The organism is Nonomuraea sp. NPDC050536 (assembly GCF_044457685.1).
Taxonomy (GTDB): Bacteria; Actinomycetota; Actinomycetes; order Streptosporangiales; family Streptosporangiaceae; genus Nonomuraea.
Map to the genome: position 1 here is coordinate 260,140 of NZ_JBITHD010000004.1, position 20,368 is coordinate 280,507.

18 protein-coding genes and 1 pseudogene are annotated in these 20,368 nt (G+C 69.4%); 6 read left to right on the plus strand and 13 right to left on the minus strand.

The genetic code is table 11. From position 1 onward, the window contains the following. The first annotated feature begins 626 nt into the window (after window positions 1–626). Together ACIBHX_RS14375 and ACIBHX_RS14380 are read left to right on the plus strand one after the other, a co-directional pair. The gene (locus ACIBHX_RS14375; protein ID WP_397067503.1) at window positions 627–773 is read left to right on the plus strand and encodes an ATP-binding cassette domain-containing protein; all 147 of its coding nucleotides are present in this window, start codon (window positions 627–629) and stop codon (window positions 771–773) included. 78 nt (window positions 774–851) lie between these two features. Continuing rightward, complete coding sequence (locus ACIBHX_RS14380) at window positions 852–2,171, plus strand: transposase (RefSeq protein WP_397067504.1); 1,320 nt, start codon at window positions 852–854, stop codon at window positions 2,169–2,171. A 6-nt stretch (window positions 2,172–2,177) separates the two neighbouring features. On the opposite strand, the gene ACIBHX_RS14385 is transcribed toward ACIBHX_RS14380, so the two are convergent. Both ACIBHX_RS14385 and ACIBHX_RS14390 read right to left on the minus strand, forming a co-directional pair. After that, window positions 2,178–2,801 (minus strand): response regulator, encoded by a 624-nt coding sequence (locus ACIBHX_RS14385; protein WP_397067505.1) that lies wholly within the window; start codon window positions 2,799–2,801, stop codon window positions 2,178–2,180. Continuing rightward, window positions 2,798–3,901 carry a sensor histidine kinase gene (locus ACIBHX_RS14390; protein ID WP_397067506.1) on the minus strand — a complete coding sequence of 368 codons (1,104 nt, stop codon included), beginning with the start codon at window positions 3,899–3,901 and terminating at the stop codon, window positions 2,798–2,800. The genes ACIBHX_RS14385 and ACIBHX_RS14390 overlap by 4 nt, the downstream gene beginning before the upstream one ends. An 88-nt stretch (window positions 3,902–3,989) precedes the next feature. Here ACIBHX_RS14390 and ACIBHX_RS14395 point away from each other — a divergent pair. Both ACIBHX_RS14395 and ACIBHX_RS14400 read left to right on the plus strand, forming a co-directional pair. After that, window positions 3,990–4,628, plus strand: a pseudogene (locus ACIBHX_RS14395) (ATP-binding cassette domain-containing protein); the annotation flags it as partial. Between the two features lie 62 nt (window positions 4,629–4,690). Further along, window positions 4,691–5,434, plus strand: coding sequence for an ABC transporter permease (locus ACIBHX_RS14400; protein ID WP_397067507.1), 744 nt, complete (start codon window positions 4,691–4,693; stop codon window positions 5,432–5,434). A 66-nt stretch (window positions 5,435–5,500) separates the two neighbouring features. Here the strand turns inward: ACIBHX_RS14400 and ACIBHX_RS14405 are convergent, their stop codons facing one another. The 3 genes from ACIBHX_RS14405 to ACIBHX_RS14415 all read right to left on the minus strand — a co-directional run bounded on the left by ACIBHX_RS14405 (window position 5,501) and on the right by ACIBHX_RS14415 (window position 9,451). Then, complete coding sequence (locus ACIBHX_RS14405; protein WP_397067508.1) at window positions 5,501–6,475, minus strand: tyrosine-type recombinase/integrase; 975 nt, start codon at window positions 6,473–6,475, stop codon at window positions 5,501–5,503. Between the two features lie 313 nt (window positions 6,476–6,788). Continuing rightward, window positions 6,789–9,050 (minus strand): HelD family protein, encoded by a 2,262-nt coding sequence (locus ACIBHX_RS14410; protein WP_397067509.1) that lies wholly within the window; start codon window positions 9,048–9,050, stop codon window positions 6,789–6,791. 83 nt (window positions 9,051–9,133) lie between these two features. Next, entirely contained in the window at window positions 9,134–9,451 is a 318-nt protein-coding gene (locus ACIBHX_RS14415) for an ArsR/SmtB family transcription factor (protein ID WP_397067510.1), read from the minus strand. Window positions 9,452–9,517: 66 nt separating this feature from the next. On the opposite strand from ACIBHX_RS14415, the gene ACIBHX_RS14420 reads away from it, so the two are divergent. Beyond that, a complete protein-coding gene (locus ACIBHX_RS14420) occupies window positions 9,518–10,522 on the plus strand; it encodes a zinc-dependent alcohol dehydrogenase family protein (protein ID WP_397067511.1) in 1,005 nt (334 codons plus the stop codon). Between the two features lie 19 nt (window positions 10,523–10,541). Here the strand turns inward: ACIBHX_RS14420 and ACIBHX_RS14425 are convergent, their stop codons facing one another. The 3 genes from ACIBHX_RS14425 to ACIBHX_RS14435 all read right to left on the minus strand — a co-directional run bounded on the left by ACIBHX_RS14425 (window position 10,542) and on the right by ACIBHX_RS14435 (window position 14,408). Further along, a complete protein-coding gene (locus tag ACIBHX_RS14425; RefSeq protein WP_397067512.1) occupies window positions 10,542–12,170 on the minus strand; it encodes a hydantoinase B/oxoprolinase family protein in 1,629 nt (542 codons plus the stop codon). Next, the gene (locus ACIBHX_RS14430) at window positions 12,167–14,197 is read right to left on the minus strand and encodes a hydantoinase/oxoprolinase family protein (protein WP_397067513.1); all 2,031 of its coding nucleotides are present in this window, start codon (window positions 14,195–14,197) and stop codon (window positions 12,167–12,169) included. Before ACIBHX_RS14430 ends, ACIBHX_RS14425 begins: the two co-directional genes overlap by 4 nt. Window positions 14,198–14,273: 76 nt before the next feature. Next, the gene (locus ACIBHX_RS14435; protein WP_397067514.1) at window positions 14,274–14,408 is read right to left on the minus strand and encodes a hypothetical protein; all 135 of its coding nucleotides are present in this window, start codon (window positions 14,406–14,408) and stop codon (window positions 14,274–14,276) included. Window positions 14,409–14,489: 81 nt separating this feature from the next. Between ACIBHX_RS14435 and sigJ the strand changes: the two genes are divergently transcribed. Continuing rightward, entirely contained in the window at window positions 14,490–15,344 is an 855-nt protein-coding gene (gene sigJ, locus ACIBHX_RS14440; RefSeq protein WP_397067515.1) for an RNA polymerase sigma factor SigJ, read from the plus strand. 464 nt (window positions 15,345–15,808) lie between these two features. Here the strand turns inward: sigJ and ACIBHX_RS14445 are convergent, their stop codons facing one another. The 5 genes from ACIBHX_RS14445 to ACIBHX_RS14465 are packed head-to-tail and all read right to left on the minus strand — an operon-like array spanning window position 15,809 to window position 20,202. Further along, window positions 15,809–16,426, minus strand: a complete 618-nt coding sequence (locus ACIBHX_RS14445) for a hypothetical protein (RefSeq protein WP_397067516.1) — start codon at window positions 16,424–16,426, stop codon at window positions 15,809–15,811. Beyond that, entirely contained in the window at window positions 16,417–17,898 is a 1,482-nt protein-coding gene (locus tag ACIBHX_RS14450) for a hypothetical protein (RefSeq protein WP_397067517.1), read from the minus strand. Before ACIBHX_RS14450 ends, ACIBHX_RS14445 begins: the two co-directional genes overlap by 10 nt. Beyond that, window positions 17,895–18,752, minus strand: a complete 858-nt coding sequence (locus ACIBHX_RS14455; RefSeq protein WP_397067518.1) for an ABC transporter ATP-binding protein — start codon at window positions 18,750–18,752, stop codon at window positions 17,895–17,897. The genes ACIBHX_RS14450 and ACIBHX_RS14455 overlap by 4 nt, the downstream gene beginning before the upstream one ends. Further along, entirely contained in the window at window positions 18,737–19,585 is an 849-nt protein-coding gene (locus tag ACIBHX_RS14460) for a zf-HC2 domain-containing protein (protein WP_397067519.1), read from the minus strand. The genes ACIBHX_RS14455 and ACIBHX_RS14460 overlap by 16 nt, the downstream gene beginning before the upstream one ends. After that, on the minus strand, window positions 19,582–20,202 hold the full coding sequence (locus ACIBHX_RS14465) for an RNA polymerase sigma factor (RefSeq protein WP_397067520.1): 621 nt from the start codon (window positions 20,200–20,202) through the stop codon (window positions 19,582–19,584). Before ACIBHX_RS14465 ends, ACIBHX_RS14460 begins: the two co-directional genes overlap by 4 nt. Between the last annotated feature and the right edge of the window lie 166 nt (window positions 20,203–20,368).

The following is a 20,368-nucleotide window of genomic DNA, read 5'->3' on the forward strand; positions in this document are numbered from 1 at the left end:
GGCGCTCCCGGCGACACCTACGTCAATCGCCCGGCCGTGACGGGAAGGGGGAGCACCCACATCGATACAGCATTCATGGGTCTCACCTCCTCGGGCGGTGTCACGGTCAACCGCAAGCTACAAGCCCGAACATCATCCCGTCCAATCCTTTTCCAGCCACGTGATCACGACTCCGAACGGGCCCGCGCGGTTACAGGGCGAATCCGGCGTGCCGGCCCGGCTGGTCACGGTCGACGGTCTGATCCTGGCCGCTCCTGAATGATCAAGGTTGGACACCACGCGGCCGATGCTGTTCACCGAGCCGCGGAACCTACATCCCTACCGTGACTTTCTGTTCCGCTGCTGCATCAACCCCGCTACCGACACAGTCCGTTCCGATCCTCCTCGCGGGCCCACTTCGGCTGAGGGTCCGTGCACGGTGACCCGCCGCAACGCCATCCAGAACCGTGGCCGCGCCGACCCTCTCGGGGTCGCCGTAGCAAACAGCGGAAATCCAACGGATTCAGGCCTGGCCTGCGGCTAATTATGTTCCGGTGAGCCGGGGCACTCCGGCTACGCGCTGCAGCACCTTGACGCCGACCTGCGCTGGATCGAGACCGCGCTCGCGCGGATGAAGGAGGACAGCAATGCTTGAGGCAAGGGGCCTGGGCAAGTCGTTCGGCCAGACCAGGGCGCTGACCGGTGTCTGTCTGGAGATCGCGGAGGGTGAGATCGTCGCCGTCACGGGGCCGAGCGGCGCGGGCAAGTCAACGTTGCTGCACCGCGCTGGTTGAGGAACACCGCGGCGCTGGTGGCGCCCTTCCAGCCAGCGCGGGCTTCCAGCCAGCCGGTGGGCGGAGATCGCATCCCGGATGCCCGAGCGCACGCTGATCGAGATCGCCTCACGCACCGCCTACTGGCTGGGCTGGCACCGCCACTTCGGGCCCGCCTCCGGCCACGACAACAAGCTAAGCAAGCCCCAGGAACGCTACGTGCTGACCACCTTCGCGTGCGGGTCGAACATGGGCCCGGCCGAAGCCGCTCGCCATATCGAGGGGATCACCGCGCACGAGATCTCCCTAGCCAAGAACCGGCACATCACCCTGGCCAAGCTGAACAAGGCGATCACCGATGTGGTCAACGCCTTCGCCCAGCTCGACGTGGTCAAGGCGTGGGGTGATGGCAGCAGCGTGGGCACCGATGGCACGCAGGTCGACACCTACATCGACAACCTGCTGGCCGAGACTTCGATCCGATATGGGGGCTTTGGCGGTATTGCCTACCATTACGTATCGGATAACTATATTGCCTTGTTTTCCCGTTTTGTGCCCTGTGGGGCATGGGAGGCGATCTACATCATCGAGGGGCTGCTCGCCAACGCCTCCGAGGTCCAGCCCAAGACCGTGCACGCCGATACTCAGGGCCAGTCGTTCCCTGTCTTCACTTTGGCGCATTTGTTCGGGTTCGATCTGATGCCGCGTATCCGTAACTGGAAGGGCCTGACCTTCTTCCAGCACGCCGATCAGGTCGCCTACCGGCACATCGACTCCTTGTTCTGTGGTGAGGGCGGCAACCGCAACGTGATCGACTGGGACCTGGTGGAGAAGATGTGGCCCGACCTCATGCGGGTGGCGATCTCCATCCGGGAGGGCAGGCTCAACTCCGTCACGCTGCTGCGCCGGCTCGGCTCCCATTCACGCAAGAACGAGATCTACCGGGCGTTTCGCGAGGTCGGCCGCAGCGTGCGCACCGTTGCGCTGCTTCGCTTCCTGGCCGATCCGGCCCTGCGGCGGCGCATCACCGCGGTCACCAACAAGGTCGAGGGGTTCAACGGGTTCTCCGCCTGGCTGCGGTTCGGCAACGACGGTGTCATCGCCGACAACGACCCGGCCGAGCAGGAGAAGATGATCAAGTTCAACTCCCTGCTGGCCAACTGCGTGATCTTCCACACCGCGCTGGACATGACGGACGTGCTCCGCCAACTGCTGGCCGAGGGCTGGCAGCCTGAGCAGGGCAAGGACATCACCGCGGCCGACATCGCGCAGCTGTCGCCCTACCTGACTGCGCACATCAGCCGGTTCGGGCTGTATGCCACCGACGTGCTGCGCCTGCGTCCCGACGACTTCGACCCCGACCTATTCCAGAGGGACTGCCTCGGAGTCGATCAACGGCGTGTCGTAGATCGACTTTGAAAGGCTCTAGACGAGATTCGCCTCGTAGGCGGCGATGACCAGATGAACCCTGGTGCGGGCGTCAAGCTTCAGCAGCAGGCTGCTGACGTGCGTCTTGACTGTGCTCAGCGTGACGTACAGGGTCTGCGCGATCTCCGCGTTGGACAGGCCGCGCGCCACCAGGACCAGCACCTGTCGCTCGCGTTCGCTGATGTCCAGGCGACGGGCCGGTCGGCTCACGTAACGCTCGATCAGCCGCCGCGTGGCGCTGGGCCCGAGTAGGGAGTCGCCGGACGCGATCGCCTGCACGCTCCTGATCAGCTCGGTCGGCGGGGTGTCCTTGAGCAGGAAGCCCGCGGCGCCGGCCTGGAGCGCTCCGTAGACGTACTCGTCCAGGTCGAAGGTGGTCACGATGAGCACGCGCGCCTGCGGATTCGCGGCGCAGATGCGGCGCGTGGCCTCGATGCCATCCATCTCGGGCATCCGCACGTCCATCAGCACCAGGTCGGGCGGTTCGCTCGCGGCGACGGCGACTGCCTGCGCGCCCGTCGCGGCCTCGCCGTACACCTGGAATCCCGGCACGCTGTCGATCAGCCGGCGGAAGCTCGCCCTGATGAGTGGCTGGTCGTCGGCTACCAGCACCTTGATCACAGCGGCAACCTCGCCATCACCCGGAAACCACGCACCGGGTGGACGCCCGCCTCGAATTCGCCGCCGAAGATGCGCACGCGCTCGCGCAGCCCTGTCAGCCCGTCTCCGTAGGGCTGCTCCCGCGCGTTTCTCCCGTCATCGGTGATCTCCACGACCAGCCCCTCTTCCTGCCGTTCGATCAGCACCGTGGCCCGCTGGGCCCCGGCGTGCTTGAGCACGTTGGTCAGCGCTTCCTGCACGATCCGGTAGACCGTGAGCTCCATCTCCCCCCGGACATCGCCGTCGAGGCGTAACTGCACCTCCAGGCCCGCGGCCCTGATCCTGGCCAGGAGATCGTCGAGGTCGCCGAGCCCGGGAGCGGGGACCAGGTCTGCCGGGCTGTCCTCGCGCAGCACGCCGAGCAGGCGCCTGGTCTCGCGCAGCGCCGACCTGCTGGTCTCTTCGATCGAGCCCAGCGCGCGGCTCATCTCCTCGACGCCGCCGACGTGCCGTTCGATACCGGCTTGCACGGCGATCGTGCTGAGGCTGTGACCGATGACGTCATGCAGCTCTCGGGCGATGCGTAGGCGTTCGTTGGCCACCTCGGCACGGGCCCGCTCTTCAGCCTTGGCGGCCAGCTGCTCGGTGTAGAGCCTGCGCTGCCGTACCGCGGTGCCGGCGGTCCAGGCCGCCACCACGATCGCCAGCACCAGCCCGAGCTGATCGAGGACCTGGCCCCGCAGCGGAAACTCCACCACCCCCTGCATCGTGACCGCCACCGCCACGAGCAGCGCGGGCACCGCCTTGCTCCGGGTGGCCAGCGTGTACAGCACGAGCGGCAGGCCGAACGGATCTGCCTGCGGGATGAGGAACTCCCGCATCCCCAGCCCGCCGATCAGCACGACCACGAACACCGCCCGCGGCCACAGGCGCCTGACCGCGAGGGGCAAGCTGGTGGCCAGGGCCACCGTGTAGTCGAGCATGTCGGGCGGCGCGGGATTACGCGAGTTGATGAGCCCGAGGAAGCCGGCTGCCAGCAGCAGCGCCACCACAGTGTCGAGGGACACCCAGGCCCAGTCCGGTATCCGGCTCAGCAGGGGAAGCCGGGGCTGATCACGCACATCCTCGACCCTAGCCACCGGGCTCGGTGGCGCGTATCGGTCTCAGGACCGATGCGCGGTCCGGCCAACGACGCGGATCGTGATGGACATGATCGAAGTCATCGGATTGACCAGACGCTTCGGGCAGAGCGCCGCCGTCGACGACCTGTCCTTCACCGTCACCCCCGGAAAGATCACCGGATTCCTCGGGCCGAACGGCGCGGGCAAGACCACGACCATGCGCATCATCCTCGGACTCGACCGACCGACCTCCGGACGGGCCACCGTGAACGGCGTGCCGTACCGGACATTGGATCGCCCCCTCACCCATGTCGGCGCCCTGCTCGACGCAAGCGCCGTGCAGGGCGGACGTCGTGCCGAGCAGCACTTGCAGTGGCTGGCCAGAGCTAACGGGATCTCCCGCACGCGCATCGGCGGGCTGCTGGAGCTGGTCGGGCTCGGCGAAGCGGGGCGCAAGCGAGTTGGCGGCTTCTCCCTCGGCATGAAGCAGCGGCTGGGGCTGGCTGCCGCCCTGCTCGGCGATCCCGAGGTACTGCTGCTCGACGAGCCGCTCAACGGGCTCGACCCCGAAGGCATCCGGTGGATGCGCGGGCTGCTGAAGTCGCTGGCAGCCGAGGGGCGGACCGTGCTGGTCTCCAGCCATCTCATGCACGAGATGGCGGTCACCGCCGATCACCTGATCGTCATCGGGCGGGGCCGGCTGCTGGCCGACACGGAGATCACGCAGTTCGTGCGGCCCGGGATGTCGCTGGAGGACACGTTCATGAAGGTCATCGAAGGGAGCGCGTCGTGAATGCCGTCGCCGCCGAGTGGATCAAGTTGCGTACGTTGCGTTCAACCTGGTGGGCCCTGGGCGTGGGGGTGCTGACGGCGCTCGCGCTCACCGCGCTCGGCGCATCCACCGTGATCTCACGCTGGGAACCGGGACAGACGGGCGAGCAGGCCGCGATGGGGATCGTCGTGGCCGTCTATGTCGGGGTCGTGCTGGCTCAGCTGCCGCTCGGCATGCTCGGCACCATGTCGATCAGCGGCGAGTACACCTCCGGCATGATCCACACGACCTTCATCGCCACGCCGTCGCGCTCACGGGTGCTGCTCGCCAAGGCGTCCGTGCTGGGTGGGATCGCCATCGCCGCTTCACTGCTCATCGCGATCCCCGGATACCTGTACGGGCACGCGGTGGCCTCCGGATTCAACCCCACGCTGCCACCCGCCGGAGCATGGGCGGTGATCGGCGGCGGCACGCTCATGATCGTGATGACCACGATGCTCGGGCTTTCACTCGGCGCGATCTTCCGCAACGGCGTCGTGGCGATCTCCGTGCTCGTGGTGCTGATGGTGCTGGTTCCCTTCGCCGGGCGGATGTTGCCGGGTGGTGAGGTGGTCAACCGGATCCTGCCGGGCTATCCGGCGCTTCAGCTCATCGAGCAGATGCCGAACATCATGCCGGACGCGGCCGCCTTCGCTGTCCTGGGCGCCTGGGCTGTTGTACCGCTGCTGATCGCGGTCCTCGCCAACAAGCGGGTGTCCTAGCGCTGTGTTCCTCTATGTGAGCGATGACCACTGACCCAACCTTTGAGCGGGATGTCCCACCCACATTCAGCGCACGCTGTCGCCGGGCGCGAGCAAGCTGGTGAGCTCGGCGATGGCTTCCGGAGAGGGCTTGAAATAGCGGCGCAGGTTCTCCGGCTTCTTATGCCGCGACTTGGCCATCAGCATCAGCAGGCTCGCTCCGGCCTGCCCGAGGTGCGTCAGGGCCGAGTGGCGGAACTCGTGCAGATCCCAGCCCGTGCCCGGCCCGCCGACGGCGGTGTGCTCATCCAGCAGGGCACGGGCTTGCCCATACGACAGCCGGGCCAAGCCGGTGTCGGGGCACACGTCCCGGGCGCTGACCACCTTCCCGGGCCCGGGGCGGCGGTGGGTGACGAACACCGGGCCGCGGGTGCGGCCCTTGAGCAGGCGGGGCAGCAGCCGGGCGGTGCCGGCGTCCCAGTAGAGGTTTTCCAGCACGAAGTCCTCACGCACCTGGCCCCGACGGCGGGCCTTGGTCTGCGCGCCCTTGGCCTTGACCTGGCAGCGGCGCCCCGCAAGGTCCAGGTCCTCGATGTTCACGCCCAAGATCTCTTCCGCCCGCCCGGCGCTCTCATACAGCATCCGATACAGCGTCTTCTCCCGCAGACGCACCTCCCGGCGGGCGATCAGCCGGTCGATGGCCGCACGCGAGCGGACCGGGGTGTCGGAGTCCGGCACCGTCAGCCGCTTGGTCCACGCCGGAACCTCTGGCGCCTCATGGCCGCGCTCGCGGCACCACCCCAGCCAGGACAGCACCGACGCGCGGCGGGCGTTCCAGGTGTTCACCGCGGCGGTGCCCCACAGCAGCTCCAGGGCCTCGCCGACCTCATCGTCGGCGATGGAGGCCAGCGGCCGGTCCTCGCCGAGCCGCAGCGCGGTCTTGCCCACCCCGATTCTGTAGGCGCGGATCGTGTTCGGGTTGCCGAGCGAGTCGAGGAAGACGTCGGCGGAGGTCCGGACGGTGAGCGTCTTGCCGACCGGTAGATGGACGACGGTGGGCACCGCTCCCCCCTTGCCGCAGATAACAGGACCGGTTCGTGTCGCGGACGGGAGATGTCACCGCAGGTCGCGCTTCCTGATGGCGCAGATAATAGAGCATTATCCGTGGCAGCACCCGACCTCAACCAGCGCGAACGCCCGCCGCTCGCTGCTTCAAGATCATCCCAATGTGGGTTTTGGGCTTATGTGGGCTGACCCCGTTAATCCGTTGGATTTCCACCGTTTGCTACGGGGACCCCCTCTCCCTCGGAGATGAGGGTTTTGGTGGGTGGATCTCGGATTTCGCATCTACCCACGCCCTTTACAAAGTAGATTTCTAAGCCAGCCGAGACAGTACCTCGGGAAGCTCACCCTCGTGCACCACCGTCAAGCGCCGGGTGGCCCTGGTGACCGCCACGTACAGGTCCCTGCCGCCCATCGGTGACTGCGCCAGGATGGACCCGGGCTCCACCACCACGACCGCGTCGAACTCCAGCCCCTTGGCCTGCGTCACCACCTGGGCGTCCAGGTCCCCCGCCGGCAGCAGCCCGCAGACGGCCTCGTGCAGGGCGTCGGGCACGATCACGCCCACCTGCCCCTCCTCGATCGTCTCGAGCTCCTCGGCCACCACCCGTGGCAGCCCGTCCAGGCCCGTGCGGACCGCCCGCGGCTCGGCCTCCCCTTCGCGCACCGACTCCGGCACCTGCCCGCCGGGGTCGAAGGAGCGCAGCACGTCGGCAGCCAGTCGCATGATCTCCGCCGGCGTACGGTAGTTGACCAGCAGCCGCTCCTCTCGCCAGCGCCCGGCCAGGTGCGGATCCAGCACCTGGCCCCACGAGCGCGCCCCGGCCGAGGACCCGGTCTGCGCCAGGTCGCCCACCGCGGTCAGCGACTTGGCGGGCACCCGGCGCATCACCATCCGCCAGGCCATCGCCGACAGCTCCTGCGCCTCGTCCACGATCACGTGCCCGTAGGCCCACGAGCGATCGGCCGCCGCCCGGTCGGCGATGGTCAGCTCCGCGCCGGCGTCGGCCTGCCGTTCGGCCAGCACCTCGGCCTGCACGAAGATGCCCTCCTCGATCAGCCCGGTGACGTCGAGCACCTCGCGCGCGTACAGCTCCTGCTCCTGCCAGTCGTCGCCGTCCTGGCGGTCGGCGAGGCGGCGGGCGGTGTCGTCCTGGCCGAGCAGCTCGGCCGCCTCGTCCAGCAGTGGCACGTCGCCCACCGTCCACTGCGCGTCCGCCGGGCGCACCAGCGCCTCCCAGTCCAGCCCGGACGGGCAGACCGCCCACAGGGTGTCCTGATCGGCAAGCAGCTCGCCGATCAGGCGCTGTGGGGTGAGCTCCGGCCACAGCTCGTCGGCCGCCCGCCGTACCGCGGGCTCGGCCCACAGCCGCTCGCCGGCCAGGGCCAGGTCGACCTCGTCGAGGTCCTTGTCCAGCTCGATCGGCTCGTTCAGCTCAGGCTCGCCGAAGTCGATCTCGTCCAGGCGCAGCGCCGCCTCCACCGCGCGCGCCTCGGCCAGCGCCAGCTGTTTCAGCAGCTCGGTCACGAACAGCTTGCGTGCCATGTTGTGCGGCAGCCGCACCGCCCTGGCCCGCTCGCGCAGCCGCACGCACGCCTCGTGCGGCACGACCATCCGCACTCCGTCCACCTCGACCTCAAGGTCGCCCTTGGGGACACGCTGGCGATCGCGTACGGCTCGCGCCACCAGCTCGGCCATGCGCGCATCGCCCTTGACGACGGCGGCGCGCGGCTCGTCGGGCAGGCTCGTGCGCACGCCGGGGAACAGCTCGCCCAGCGTGGCCATGACCACCTGCGTCTCGCCGAGCGCGGGCAGGACCTGGCTGATGTAGCGCAGGAACATCGGGTTCGGCCCGACCACCAGCACGCCGCGCCGCTCGAGCGTGTCGCGGTGGGTGTAGAGCAGGAAGGCGGCGCGGTGCAGCGCCGCGACCGTCTTGCCGGTGCCCGGCCCGCCCTGCACGACCAGGGCGCCCTGCAGGGCTGAGCGGATGACGCGGTCCTGCTCGATCTGGATGGTGGCCACCACGTCGCTCATCCGGCCGGTGCGGCCCCTGCGCAGCGCGGCCAGCAGGGCCGCCTCGCCGACCAGCGTGTCGCGGTCGCCGTCGCTCATCCGCTCCAGGTCGAAGGCCTCGTCGTCGATGCCGACCACCGTGCGGTCACGCAGGTGCAGGTGGCGGCGGCGCACCAGCTCGCCGGGGTCACCGGCGGTGGCCACGTAGAAGGGGCGGGCGGCCGGGGCGCGCCAGTCGATCAGGACCGACTCGTGCTCCTCGTCGCGCAGCCCGATACGGCCGATGTAGGTGCTCTGTCCTGAGGTGTCGTCGATGCGGCCGAAGCACAGGCCCCGCTCGACCGCGTTCAGCTGCGCCAGCCGGCGCGCCTGCTCGCCCGCGACGGCCTCCCGCTCGACCATCGCCTGCCGGGTCCCGCCCGCGGCTCCCCTGGCGTAGACCTCGCTCAGTGTCGTGCGCGCCCGCCGCCTGGCCGCATCGAGCCTGCCGTACAGCATCGAGACCTTGACCTGCTCGGTGGCCATGGCCTCGGTAAGAGCATCTTGACGATTCGCCATTCCGTGCTATACTCCTAACCGGAGGTCTGTCAGGGCGTGAAGTGAATCCGTCCGACAGAGCAGCATAGCACTCCGCCTTGATCTCAGCGCCGCGTGGCCTCGGGTGTGGTCAGGGCGTCGAGCAGGCCGGGGAAGGCCTGGTTCATGTCTTCGCGACGCAGCGCGTTCATCCGCGAGGTCCCCACGTAGTACTGCCGGATCAGGCCCGCCTCGCGCAGCACCTTGAAGTGGTGGGTGGCGGTCGACTTGCTGACCGGGATGTCGAACCCGCCGCAGGCCACGTCCCGGCCCGCGGCCTCCAGTTGCACGACGATGCTGCGCCGTACCGGGTCTACCACGGCCTCGAGCACCTGCTGCAGGTCGAAGCGGGAGACCTCTGGATGCGCCGGCGTACGTCCCATGAGCCCCATGGTACGACAATCATCAAAGTTTGACAGCGGTCGTACTTCGGGGCCAGAGTGTTCCGCATGACGAAGACTGTGCGCTTTCATGAGACCGGCGGGCCCGAGGTGTTGCGGCTGGAAGAGGTGGACACCGGCGAGCCGGGGCCCGGCGAGGTGCTGATCCGCGTGGACGCGATCGGGATCAACAGGGCCGAGGCGTTGTTCCGCAGCGACGTGTACATCGAACCGGTCAAACAGCTGCCCGCCCGGCTCGGCACCGAGGCCGCCGGCGTGATCGAGGCCGTCGGCCCCCAGGTGACCGGGTTCGAGGCGGGGCAGGCGGTGAGCGTCGTGCCGAGCTTCTCGCAGAACGACTACGGCGTCTACGGCCGTAAGGCGATCGTGCCCGCCTCCGCGCTGCTGCACCGCCCCGACGGGGTGGACGCCGTGTCCGGCGCGGCGGTGTGGATGCCCTACGTGACCGCCTACGGCGGGCTGGTCGAGGTCGGCGGGATGCGGGCGGGCGACGTGGTGGTGCTGACCGCGGCCTCCAGCGGCGTCGGCCTGGCCGCCATCCACACCGCCAACCGCGTGGGCGCCACCCCGATCGCCGTCACTCGCACCCGCGACAAGGCGCGACGCCTGATCGAGGAGGGCGCGGCCGAGGTCATCGTCTCCGACGAGCAGGACGTGGCCGCCCAGGTGCTGACGCTGACCGGCGGCCGCGGCGCCGAGTACGTCTTCGACGCCGTCGCCGGGCCCGGCGTCACCCGGCTGGCCTCCGCGGTGGCGCCCGGCGGGACGCTGTTCCTGTACGGCGCGCTCAGCGGGCAGCCCACCCCGTATCCCGGGTTCGAGCTGGGCATGCCCGCGCTCAACATGCGCACCTACACCATGCACGAGACCACCAGGGACCCCGAGCGGCTGCGCCGCGCCGCCGCGTTCGTCACCGCCGGCCTGCGCGAGGGCGCCTTCCGTCCCGTGGTGGACCGGCTGTTCCCGCTGGAGGACATCGTGGATGCCCACCGGCACATGGACTCCGGCACCCAGTTCGGCAAGATCGTCGTCACCGTCGACCAGGAGGAGTAGGGCAGCCCGCCGTACCAGCTCAGGTCAGGATCAGGCCCTGTGCCAGGTCGTCGGCGATCGCCTCCAGCGAGCGCAGCTGGGGCGGGCCGTAGCCGCCGCCACCGCCGGACTCGCAGCGCAGCACGTCGCCCGCCTTGACCGGCAGCGCGTTGATCTTCAGCATCTCGCGCTCGCCGGCCGTGCCGGGGTTGAGCACCACCCGCGGCGGCACGCCCGCCCGGCCGCCTGCCAGCCCCCACGCGGGGGTGACCGAACGCTCGAACCACAGCGACAGCGACGTGTCGCCGCAGAACTCGTACTCGCGCACCACGCCGTTGCCGCCGCGCCACTGCCCGTCGCCGCCGGTGCCCGCGCGCATCTCGTAGCGGGTCACCCGCACCGGGAACAGCGTCTCCAGCACCTCGATCGGCATGTCACGCAACGACCCGTTGACGTTGTTGATCAGGCAGTCCTCGCCGTCGCCGCCGTCCCAGGCGCCCCAGCCGCCGACGGTGGCCTCCTGCGAGACGTACAGCTTGCCGGTGCGCGGGTCGGTGCCGGTGAACTGCACGATCATCGAGTCGCCGTAGGAGGCCGCGGCCACCTTGTCCGGCAGCGCCGGCGCCAGCGCCTTGACCACCAGGTCGATCAGCAGCCCCAGGTGGGAGTAGTAGTACTGGCAGGCCGCCGGCGACTGCGCGGCCAGCATCGAGCCCGGTCGCGTCTCCACCGACAGCGGCCGGAACGAGCCGCCGTTGAGCGGCACCTCCCCCGACACCAGCAGCTTGTAGGCCACCCGCACCGCCGCGACCGCCTGGGCGGCGCCGCAGTTGACCGGCCCGGTGGCCTGGTCGGCGCAGTCGGTCAGGTCCACATGGATCGACTCCCCCGACACCGCCACCGTCACGTTGACCGGCAGCGGCCGCGACAGGTCGATGCCGTCGTTGTCCAGGAATCCCGAAGCCTCGTAGATGCCGTCGGGAATGGCGGCGATCGCCGCCCGCTCCATCCGCTCGGTCTGGGCGAAGATCTCATCCCGCGCGGCCATCACGGTGTCGATCCCCCACCGCGACACGATCTCCTGCAGCCGCCGCTGCCCGGTCATCGCGCAGCTGACCTGCGCCCGCATGTCTCCCAGCGTCGCGGCGGGAAAGCGCACGTTGCGCGCTATCACCTCCTGCAGGTCCCGGCACGGCTCGCCGTTCTGGTAGACCTTGACGGGGCCCAGCCGCAGCCCCTCCTGGAAGATCGAGGTGGAGTCCATCGACCCGCCCGGATCCTTCGACCCCACATCCAGCCAGTGCGCCCGCGAGGCCGCGAACCCCACCAGCTCACCTCCGGCGAAGATCGGGCCGTAGACGGTGACGTCATTGAGGTGGGTGCCGCCGATGTAGGAGTCGTTGAGCACCCACACATCGCCCTCCTGCCACACCTCGCGCCCGAAGCGGGCCTCGGTCTCGCGGGTGACCACCTCCAGGTTGCCCAGGAAGATCGGCAGCCCCGACGACTGGCCCAGCACGTTGTGGTCGCGGTCGAGCAGCGCCACCGCGCAGTCTCTGCCCTCGTAGATGACCGGGGTGTAGGACGAGCGGATGAGGGTGGTGTTCATGTCCTCGGCGGCCTGCAGCAGCGCGCAGCGGATGATCTCGGTCGTCACGGGGTCGATCACTGCTTGCCATCCACCTTCACGATGAGGAATCCGTTGTCGTCCACCCAGGCCAGGCACCCGGGCGGGATCACCGTCGTCGCGGTCTCCTCCACCACGATCGCCGGCCCGGACAGCTCGCCCCGCAGCCCGTCGCGGCGCAGCACCGGCGTCTGGTGCACGTCGCCGTCGAAGATCACATCCCGTACGGCCGGCGGCACGCCATCCGTCTCGGCCACCTGAGCGGCGGCCGTACGCGGGAAGGAGCCGAACCCGGTGCTGCGCAGCATCACGAACTCCACCGGCGCCTCGGGCGTGGCGTGACCGTAGCGGCCGGTGTGCGCCTCGGCGTAGCGGGCGGCGATCTCGTCGAGGAACTCCGGCTCGGCCGGCTCGTCGGCATCGCGCAGCGGGATGGTCAGCGTGTAGTCCTGGCCCTCGTAGCGCATGTCGACCGCGTGCTCCACCCGCCGCCGATCCTCCGGCACGCCCTGCCCTGCCAGCGCCTGCAGCGCCTGCTCCTCCAGGCTCGCCAGGCGCGCGGCCATGTCGTGGCCCTTCAGCGCGTCCTGCGGCCGGAAGTAGGGGTGGGTAAGGTCGCGCCGTACGTCGGCCTCCAGCATTCCCCAGGCGGAGAACGCGCCGGGGAATCGCGGGATGACCACCTCGGAGATGCCCAGCTCGCGGGCGATGAACACCGCGTGCATCGCGCCGGCCCCGCCGAAGGCCACCAGCGCGAACTCGCGCGGCTCGACCCCGTGCTCGACGGTCAGCGTGCGGATGGCCTGGGCCATCTTGGCATTGGCCACGTCGCAGATGCCCTCGGCCAGCTGCAGCGGATCCAGGTCCAGCTCCTCGGCCAGGGTGGCGATCGCGGTGCCCGCGGCCTCGGTGTCCAGGCTCATCAGCCCGCCGGCGAACCAGGCCGGATCCACCCGACCGAGCACCACGTTGGCGTCGGTCACCGTCGCCTGCTCCCCACCCCTGCCGTAGCAGGCCGGCCCCGGCACGGCCCCGGCCGACTCGGGTCCCACGCGCAGCGCGCCGGCCTCGGAGTAGGCGATCGAGCCGCCGCCGGCGCCGATGGTGTGCAGGTTGACCACCGGCATCAGCACCGGGTAGCCCTCGATGCGGGCCTCGGCGCTGATGTCGGGACGGCCGTTGACCACCAGGGAGACGTCGAAGGAGGTGCCGCCCATGTCCACGCAGATCACGTTGTCTTTGTTGATGAGGCGCGCGGCGGCAACGCCGCCCATCGTGCCGCCGACCGGGCCCGACAGCAGCGTCTGCAGCGGGCGGCGCATCGCGTAGCCGGCGTGGACCAGCCCGCCGGAGGACTGCATGACGTGCACCGGCACCGTCAGGCCGCGCTCGGCGAAACGCTGCTCGATCCTGGCCAGATAGCGGCGCACGACGGGGCCGGTGTAGGCCTCGAGCACAGCCGAGGAGGTGCGCTCGTACTCGCGCCACTCGCGGGCCACCTCGTGCGACAGCACCACCAGCACCTCCTCGCCGAGCTCCTCGCGCAGGATCCGGCCGGCCCTGATCTCGTGGTCGGGGTTGGCGTAGGCGAACAGCAGGCACACCGCCACCGCGTCGAAGCCCTCCTGGCGGGCTCTGCGGGCGGCCTGCCGTACGGCCTGCTCATCCAGCGGCGCGAGTTCCTGGCCGCGCCAGTCGAGGCGACCGCCGACCTCCATGACGTCCTGGCGGGGAACCAGCGGGGTGGGCTTGCGGTAGCGAAGATCGAACATGCGGTCACGGTTGCCGCGGGCGATCTGGTAGACGTCGCGGCCGCCCTCGTTGGCCAGCAGCAGCACGCGGGCGCCCTTGCGTTCCAGCAGCGCGTTCAGTCCCTGCGTGGTGCCGTGAACGAAGAAGGAGATGTCCTTGGGCGAGTCGACCACGCGGCCCAGGGCGGCGAACACGCCCTCGGCCAGGTCTCCGGGGGTGGTGGGGGCCTTCGAGGCCACGACGGCCCCTGTCCGCTCGTCGTAACACACGACGTCGGTGAAGGTGCCGCCGATGTCCATGGCGACGCGATAGCTCATACCCTGAACCGTATGTCGCGAAGGTTCGGCTTTCATGTGCGGGGTGCACAGCCGCGCCTTCGCGGCTGTGCACTCTTCACTTGCGCTGCGTCCTGAGTTGTACGGCGAGCCCCGCCTTGCCCAGCATGGTGGCGACGTCGTCGGGCCGGCACCTGCCGTGGCGGTAACGTTCGGCGTAGTCGTCGGCGATCGTGTTGTGGGAGGCGCGCATGGTGCGAAGGAAAGCGGCTCCGGTCACGAGTGAGCGTCCCAGGGATGTCACATTCCCGGCCGCTCCGCCCTCTCTATAGGCATGTCGGAATTCGACGACCACCGGGAACTGCTGTTCTCCATGGTCTACAACATGCTCGGCAGCGTGGCCGACACCGAGGACGTGCTGCAGGAGACGTGGCTGGCCTGGGATCGGCGCTCGCGCGGCACCCCCATCGAGCACCCGCGCGCCTACCTGGTGCGCATCGCGGTCAATCAGGCGCTGGCACGGCAAAACGACATCAGCCGCCGCCGCGAGACCTACGTCGGGCCCTGGCTGCCCGAGCCGCTGATCTCCGACGCCTCCGAGCAGGCGATGCGGACCGAGTCGGTCTCGATGGCTCTCATGGTCGTGCTGGAAACGCTCACGCCGCTCGAACGCGCCGTCTTCGTCCTGCACGAGGTGTTCGGCTATGCCCACACCGAGATCAGCCGCATCCTCGGCCGAACTCCCGTCTCGGTGCGGCAGGTCGCCCACCGGGCCCGCGAGCACGTCCAGGCCCGCCGCCCCCGCTACAACGTCGATCCCGGCCTGCGGCGCCAGGTCACCGAACGCTTCGTCCGCACCGCCTTCGAAGGCGGCAGCCTCGCCTCCCTCATGGAACTCCTGGCCCCTGACGTCACCATGTGGGCCGACGGCGGCGGCAAGGCACCCGCGGCGGGACGCCACCCGGTGCACGGGCGCGAGCGCGTGGCCAAGGTCCTCATCGCCCGCCGCTACCAGCCCCTGGAGGGCCTCGACATCCAGTGGCGCCAGGTGAACGGCGACCCCAGCGCCCTCATCTTCGCCGCCGGCGCCCCCTACGCCGTCCTCGTCCTCGAACTAACCCCCGACGGCACCCAGATCAGCGGCATCTACGCCGTCACCAACCCCGACAAACTCACCCACGCCACCTAGCCCTCCGCCGCGGCTGGCCGGCCTGCCGTTCACCGGCCGGCGCCGGCTTCAGTCGCGCCACCAGGCCTGGCTGACTGGCGGAGTCGTGTAATCAACTGTCGCGTATTCGTCCGACTGTCGGGTGCAGATGTGGCCGAGAGTGATCGCACGGAAGCTCGGCTGTTCTGAGGCATGCTGGAGTCATGATTGATGATCAGGTAGCCGCTGCTGTCAGTTGATCAATCGATACGACCCCGAAGTGGGTGAGCTCACTGGTCTCGTGTGCGGTAGGGAAGAGATCACCGCCGACGCTGCCGGCTCCATCTGGAACCGATGGTTCAACGATGTCTCCGATAAACGGTGGCATGGGCAGAGTCGCCTGGACGGTGTCCGAGCAGGCGCTCAGCGTTTCGGTGCTTACGATTGGCACAAGCCAGGCGGCAGAACACCCGAGAATCGATGAAGCCGACGCCTTGTCCGGCTTCTCAGCGTAGATCCCGGCTCGCCCAGCCCAGTGCGGCGAGTATGGGCGGCAGCATGGCCAGCCACCCATGGTGCACGATCTCCCAGTTCTCCTCTTCCGGATAGAGCCACGGCCAGTAGGGTCCCCGCAGAACCAGGCTCACCGAGACGATCACTAGCAAACCGCCCATGGCCGCGAGGGCGGCCGCCTTCCCTTGGTGCATGCGCCCGGCTATCGATGCCGTCAGCAGGCCGATCGCGATGCACACCGCTGCCTCCGCCGCCATCCCCGCAACCTTGAGCTGTCCGCCCTCGGGCAGCCGGGCTACAGCGATGGCGCACGCGATCCCCCACATCAGCCCCGTGGTAAGGCCTCCGAGGCCGCAGCGCAGCCACTGGCGGAGCCAGCGGGGCACCGGGGTCGCGCCCGTACTGACGGTCATCTCGTCGATCACGGCGAATCCGGCGGCGGCGCCCAGCATCACTCCCATCATCCTGAGCAGGGTGAAAGCGGTCCCGACGCCTAACGCAGAACCGGCCTCCATCACCGAGGCCATGACCACGGCAAGCATTCCGGTGACCGCGAGAGGAATCCAGTCGATCGCCCGCGCGACCGGTCTGATGAGCTGGATCACGAGCATGGCTGCCCCTTCACCGGCTCGGCGGCGAACTCGGGACGCAGGCCCAGCAGCGGAAGCGCCTGCTCGACCGTCGTGCCGGGCTTCAGCAGCGTGTCCCAGTGCGTCCAAATCCGTTGCTGGGCACCGGGCGTGGCGAGCAGCCTGCGGGCGTACCCCAGCTCGGCCGTGCCGTACCGGACCATGCCCAGCGGTGACTGCACCGGCAGGAAGGCGGAGGAACCAATCTGGATCTCTCGGCCCTCAGGCGGAGCCAGCGCAACGGCTTGGCCGAGCAGCCACAGACCCACCAGTGCCCTGCTCTGGCCCTGGAGGTCGCAGCCCGCACTCGGCGGTCGCAGTCCCAGCACAGAGCGGATGAGCTGAGAGGCGAGCACGGCCCGGTAGGTGTCCTCGGCTCCGGCCCGTCCCCACATCATGAACGTGCGGATGGACGGCTCCTCATCGTCCTCCGCGCTGAACCATGTGTCGGTGAATTGCCGCACGACCGGCAGCCGGTCACGCGCCGCCGGGGGCAGCGCCTGCGCCACGGGGTTCACCGCCGATACCCAAGACGCGATCCAGGCGACGTAGTCCGGGAAGGCGCAGTAGGTGACCGCGCTGTGCTTCTCGCATCGCCGCGCGTCCCGCCCGAAATAGCGTTCGCGGACCTGGGCGTCCATGTCGTTGAGCAACTCGGCCGGATTTTTTTGCATGGTCTCGAACCGGTGGTTGATCTCCTCCCCCGGAGCGGCGGCGGTCGCGACCGCCCCCGTGGGCACCGCAACCGCCGCAGCAGTCAGGGCCGCGACCAGCCGCACCGGCCTGGCCCCGTGCCGCAGCAGGGCCAGGGCCGCGAAGAGAGCGACGGAAGCGAGGAGGTAGATGGCGTGCAACGCCGATGGGCGTTGTGGCCAGTCGGGCCCATGGAAGAGCACGACGGGCAGGAACCAGCTCCCGTAACCGCTCTGCTGACTGTTTATCCAGGTGAACGCGCCGATCAGGAAGGCTATTACGGGAACGGCGACCAGCCAGGGAGTCCACCTGCCGAGCATCGCGCCGAGGGTCGCGGCGAAGGGCACGGCCAGCACTCCGCCCAGCGCCTCGAAGGGGTCGAATACGCCTGCTACCGGGCCCATCGCGAAACGCGCCAGCAAGTAGCCGATCATTAACGGCAGCGCGATCCCGGCTCCGACCATCACGGCCGCCAAAGTCGCGGCTTTGGTCCGCTCCGCGGCGTGGCCGGACAGCGCGCCGAGCGTCTCGGGCATGCCGCCCCGGGTGTCCCGGGACGTCGCAAGGTTGGCTGTGAGCATCATGGCCACCGCCAGGAGCAGCATCGCGCCCGACGTGCTCGTCGGATCGACGCTCATGTCGGGCAACCACTGCCAGGTCGCGATGAGCCGCAACCCCAGGCAGAGCGCGGCGGCACCCCATGGGATGGGGCTGCGTATGAGCCTGAGAACCTCGAACAGGAACAATGATCGGAAGATCATGTCGCCGCCCCGACCGGCTCACCGAGCAGCAGCAGGTAACCGTCCTCGACGGTCGGCGCGGCGGGCGCCGCGTCCGGCGGCCTGGCTCCCAGGCTTCGGTAGCGGCCGTCCGCGGTCCGCCAGAACAGGCGAGAGTCCAGGGGAGACACGTCGGAGACCCACACCTGGCCGGACGCGACAGTGGCGAGCTCACCGGGGGTCCCCTGAAACACCACGCGCCCCCGATTCATCACGATCACGCGCTCGCACAGGGCCGCGACGTCCTCGGTCTGGTGGGTGGACAGCAGCACCGTACGGTTCTCGCCGAGCCGGGAGACCAGCGCCCGGAACCGCATGCGCTGCTCGGGGTCCAAGCCGACCGTGGGCTCATCGAGGATGAGCAGGTCGGGCTGGCCGAGCAGCGCCTGGGCCAGGGCCAGCCGTTGTTTCATGCCACCGGACAGCTTGCGCACCTTCGTCCTGGCGCGGTCGCCCAGGTCGACCTCCGCAAGGACCCGGCGCACCTCCCGGTGGCGTTCACGCCGGTCCGTCAGCTCCTTCAGGATCGCCACGTAGTCGACCAGGTCGAAGAGCGTGAAGTGAGGGTAGAAGCCCGGGTCCTGCGGGAGGTAACCGAGGCGGCGGCGCAGTTCGGTCCGCTGGCCCTGGTCCGCGGGATCCAGATCGAGAGCGCGCACCTGGCCGCCGTCGGGAGCCAGCGTGGTCGCCAGGCTCCGCAACAGCGTGGTCTTGCCGGCACCGTTGGGGCCGAGCAGCCCAGTCACCCCTCGGCCGAACTCCAGGGTGAGGCCGTCGAGCACGACGCACCGGCCGTATTTCTTGGTCAGGCCGCGAACGGTCACGGTCGGGTCCATTTGGGTTCTCCTGAGTCGAAGCGGGCACGCCGCAGGTAGATGAGAGGGATGAGGATCAGCGCGGCCGCGCCGTACAGAGCCTGGGCCGCAGGTGAGAAGGGCGCCAGCACGTCACCGGTGAGCTTGGTGGAGGTCACCACGGCGCAGAACCAGGTGGCGGTCAGCGCGGCAGCTGAGATCAGCGGCGGGAATCGGGTCGACATGGCCAGGGTGGCCGCGGTGAGTGCGAGAGCGGGCAGTAGCCACGCCGCCGTCAGCCCCGGCGGGCCGGGCAGCAGGGGCGTCGCTATTCCCGTCAGCACGATCGCGGTTACCAGCACAGCGACGGCGCGCAACAACAGGACCCTGGCACCTCCCATGGGAGTTGCGGCTTGCAGTTCGTGGACGGGATCAACCCGGGGCCCGTAGGCGACGGCGATGCCCGCCAGCGGCAGCACGGGCGCGAGCACGAGGAAGGGCACCAGTCCGTCGAAAACGGCCTGGGTATCACGGCTGACCAAGTGGGCGGCAGCCACGGCGAAGGCCGTCACCGCAGTGACCGCCAGCAGCCATCCCCGGGCAAGAGCAGGGGTGGCCGCGAGAAACGTGGCCACGTGCTCGGGGACACCGAACCGGCGCAGAAGCCGCGCCACAGGTCGCGGCCGGGGCCGGTCCACCAGGTCCTCGATCCTCGCCCAGCTCTCGGCGAGCCACCCCCGCTCGTACGGCACCGCCGCACGGCAGTGTTCACATCGGGCGAGGTGGCTCTCCACCGACATCACCTGAACCGGTTCGAGATAGCCGCTCACGTAGTGCTCGATCAGCTCTTCGGGCAGGTGCCATGGCGCGTTCATGCGAGATACCCCCTGAGCTGGGCCTTGGCCCGCATTACGCGGGTCTTCACGGTTCCCTCGGGGACGCCGAGGAGCAGGGCGGCCTCACGTACGGTGAGGCCGTCGAGGACGGTGGCCTGGATGGCCGCCCGCAGGTCCGGCGACAGCCTGGCCAGTGCGGCGCCCAGGTTGCCGTGCTCCACGCCGACCAAGACCGCGTCCTCGGCCGACTCGGTGATCAGGTGTGCGGCGGCCGGGCGTGCGCCTGATCGGTGGCTCCCCGCTGCATGCGGGTCATCGAGCGCGGCGATGGGCTGGGTGGCGCCGCTGCGGCGCAGCGCGGAAATCAGCCTGCGGATCGCGATCGTCCAGATCCACGCCGCCGCCTCGCCTTCCGACACGCGGTAGCGATGCGCGTCGCGCCAGACGGCAACGAAGGTGTCCTGAATCGCGTCGTCCACGAGATCGAAGTCGGCGCACCGGCGGGCCAGCCGTACCCGCAGCCAGGGCGCGTGCCGCTGGTGCAGGAGCTTCAGCGCCTCCACCTGGTCGGCCGCAACGGCCGCGAGAAGCTCGGCATCGTTACTGCGGGGACCGACCGCGGGCGGTTCGCGGCGGCGTGTAAAGAATGGGCGCACATTCCGATCTATCGCAAGATCCGGCGTGTCTGGTTCCGTGATGGCAGAAATATCTCGACTTCGGGACGCACCCGCCACGGGTCGCGAGCGGCTTCCAGGTCTGGCTGCCCGCTGTAGCAGGGTCTTCAAGCGTCGTTTCTTGCCGGCACCCACGAGGGCCTGGCCC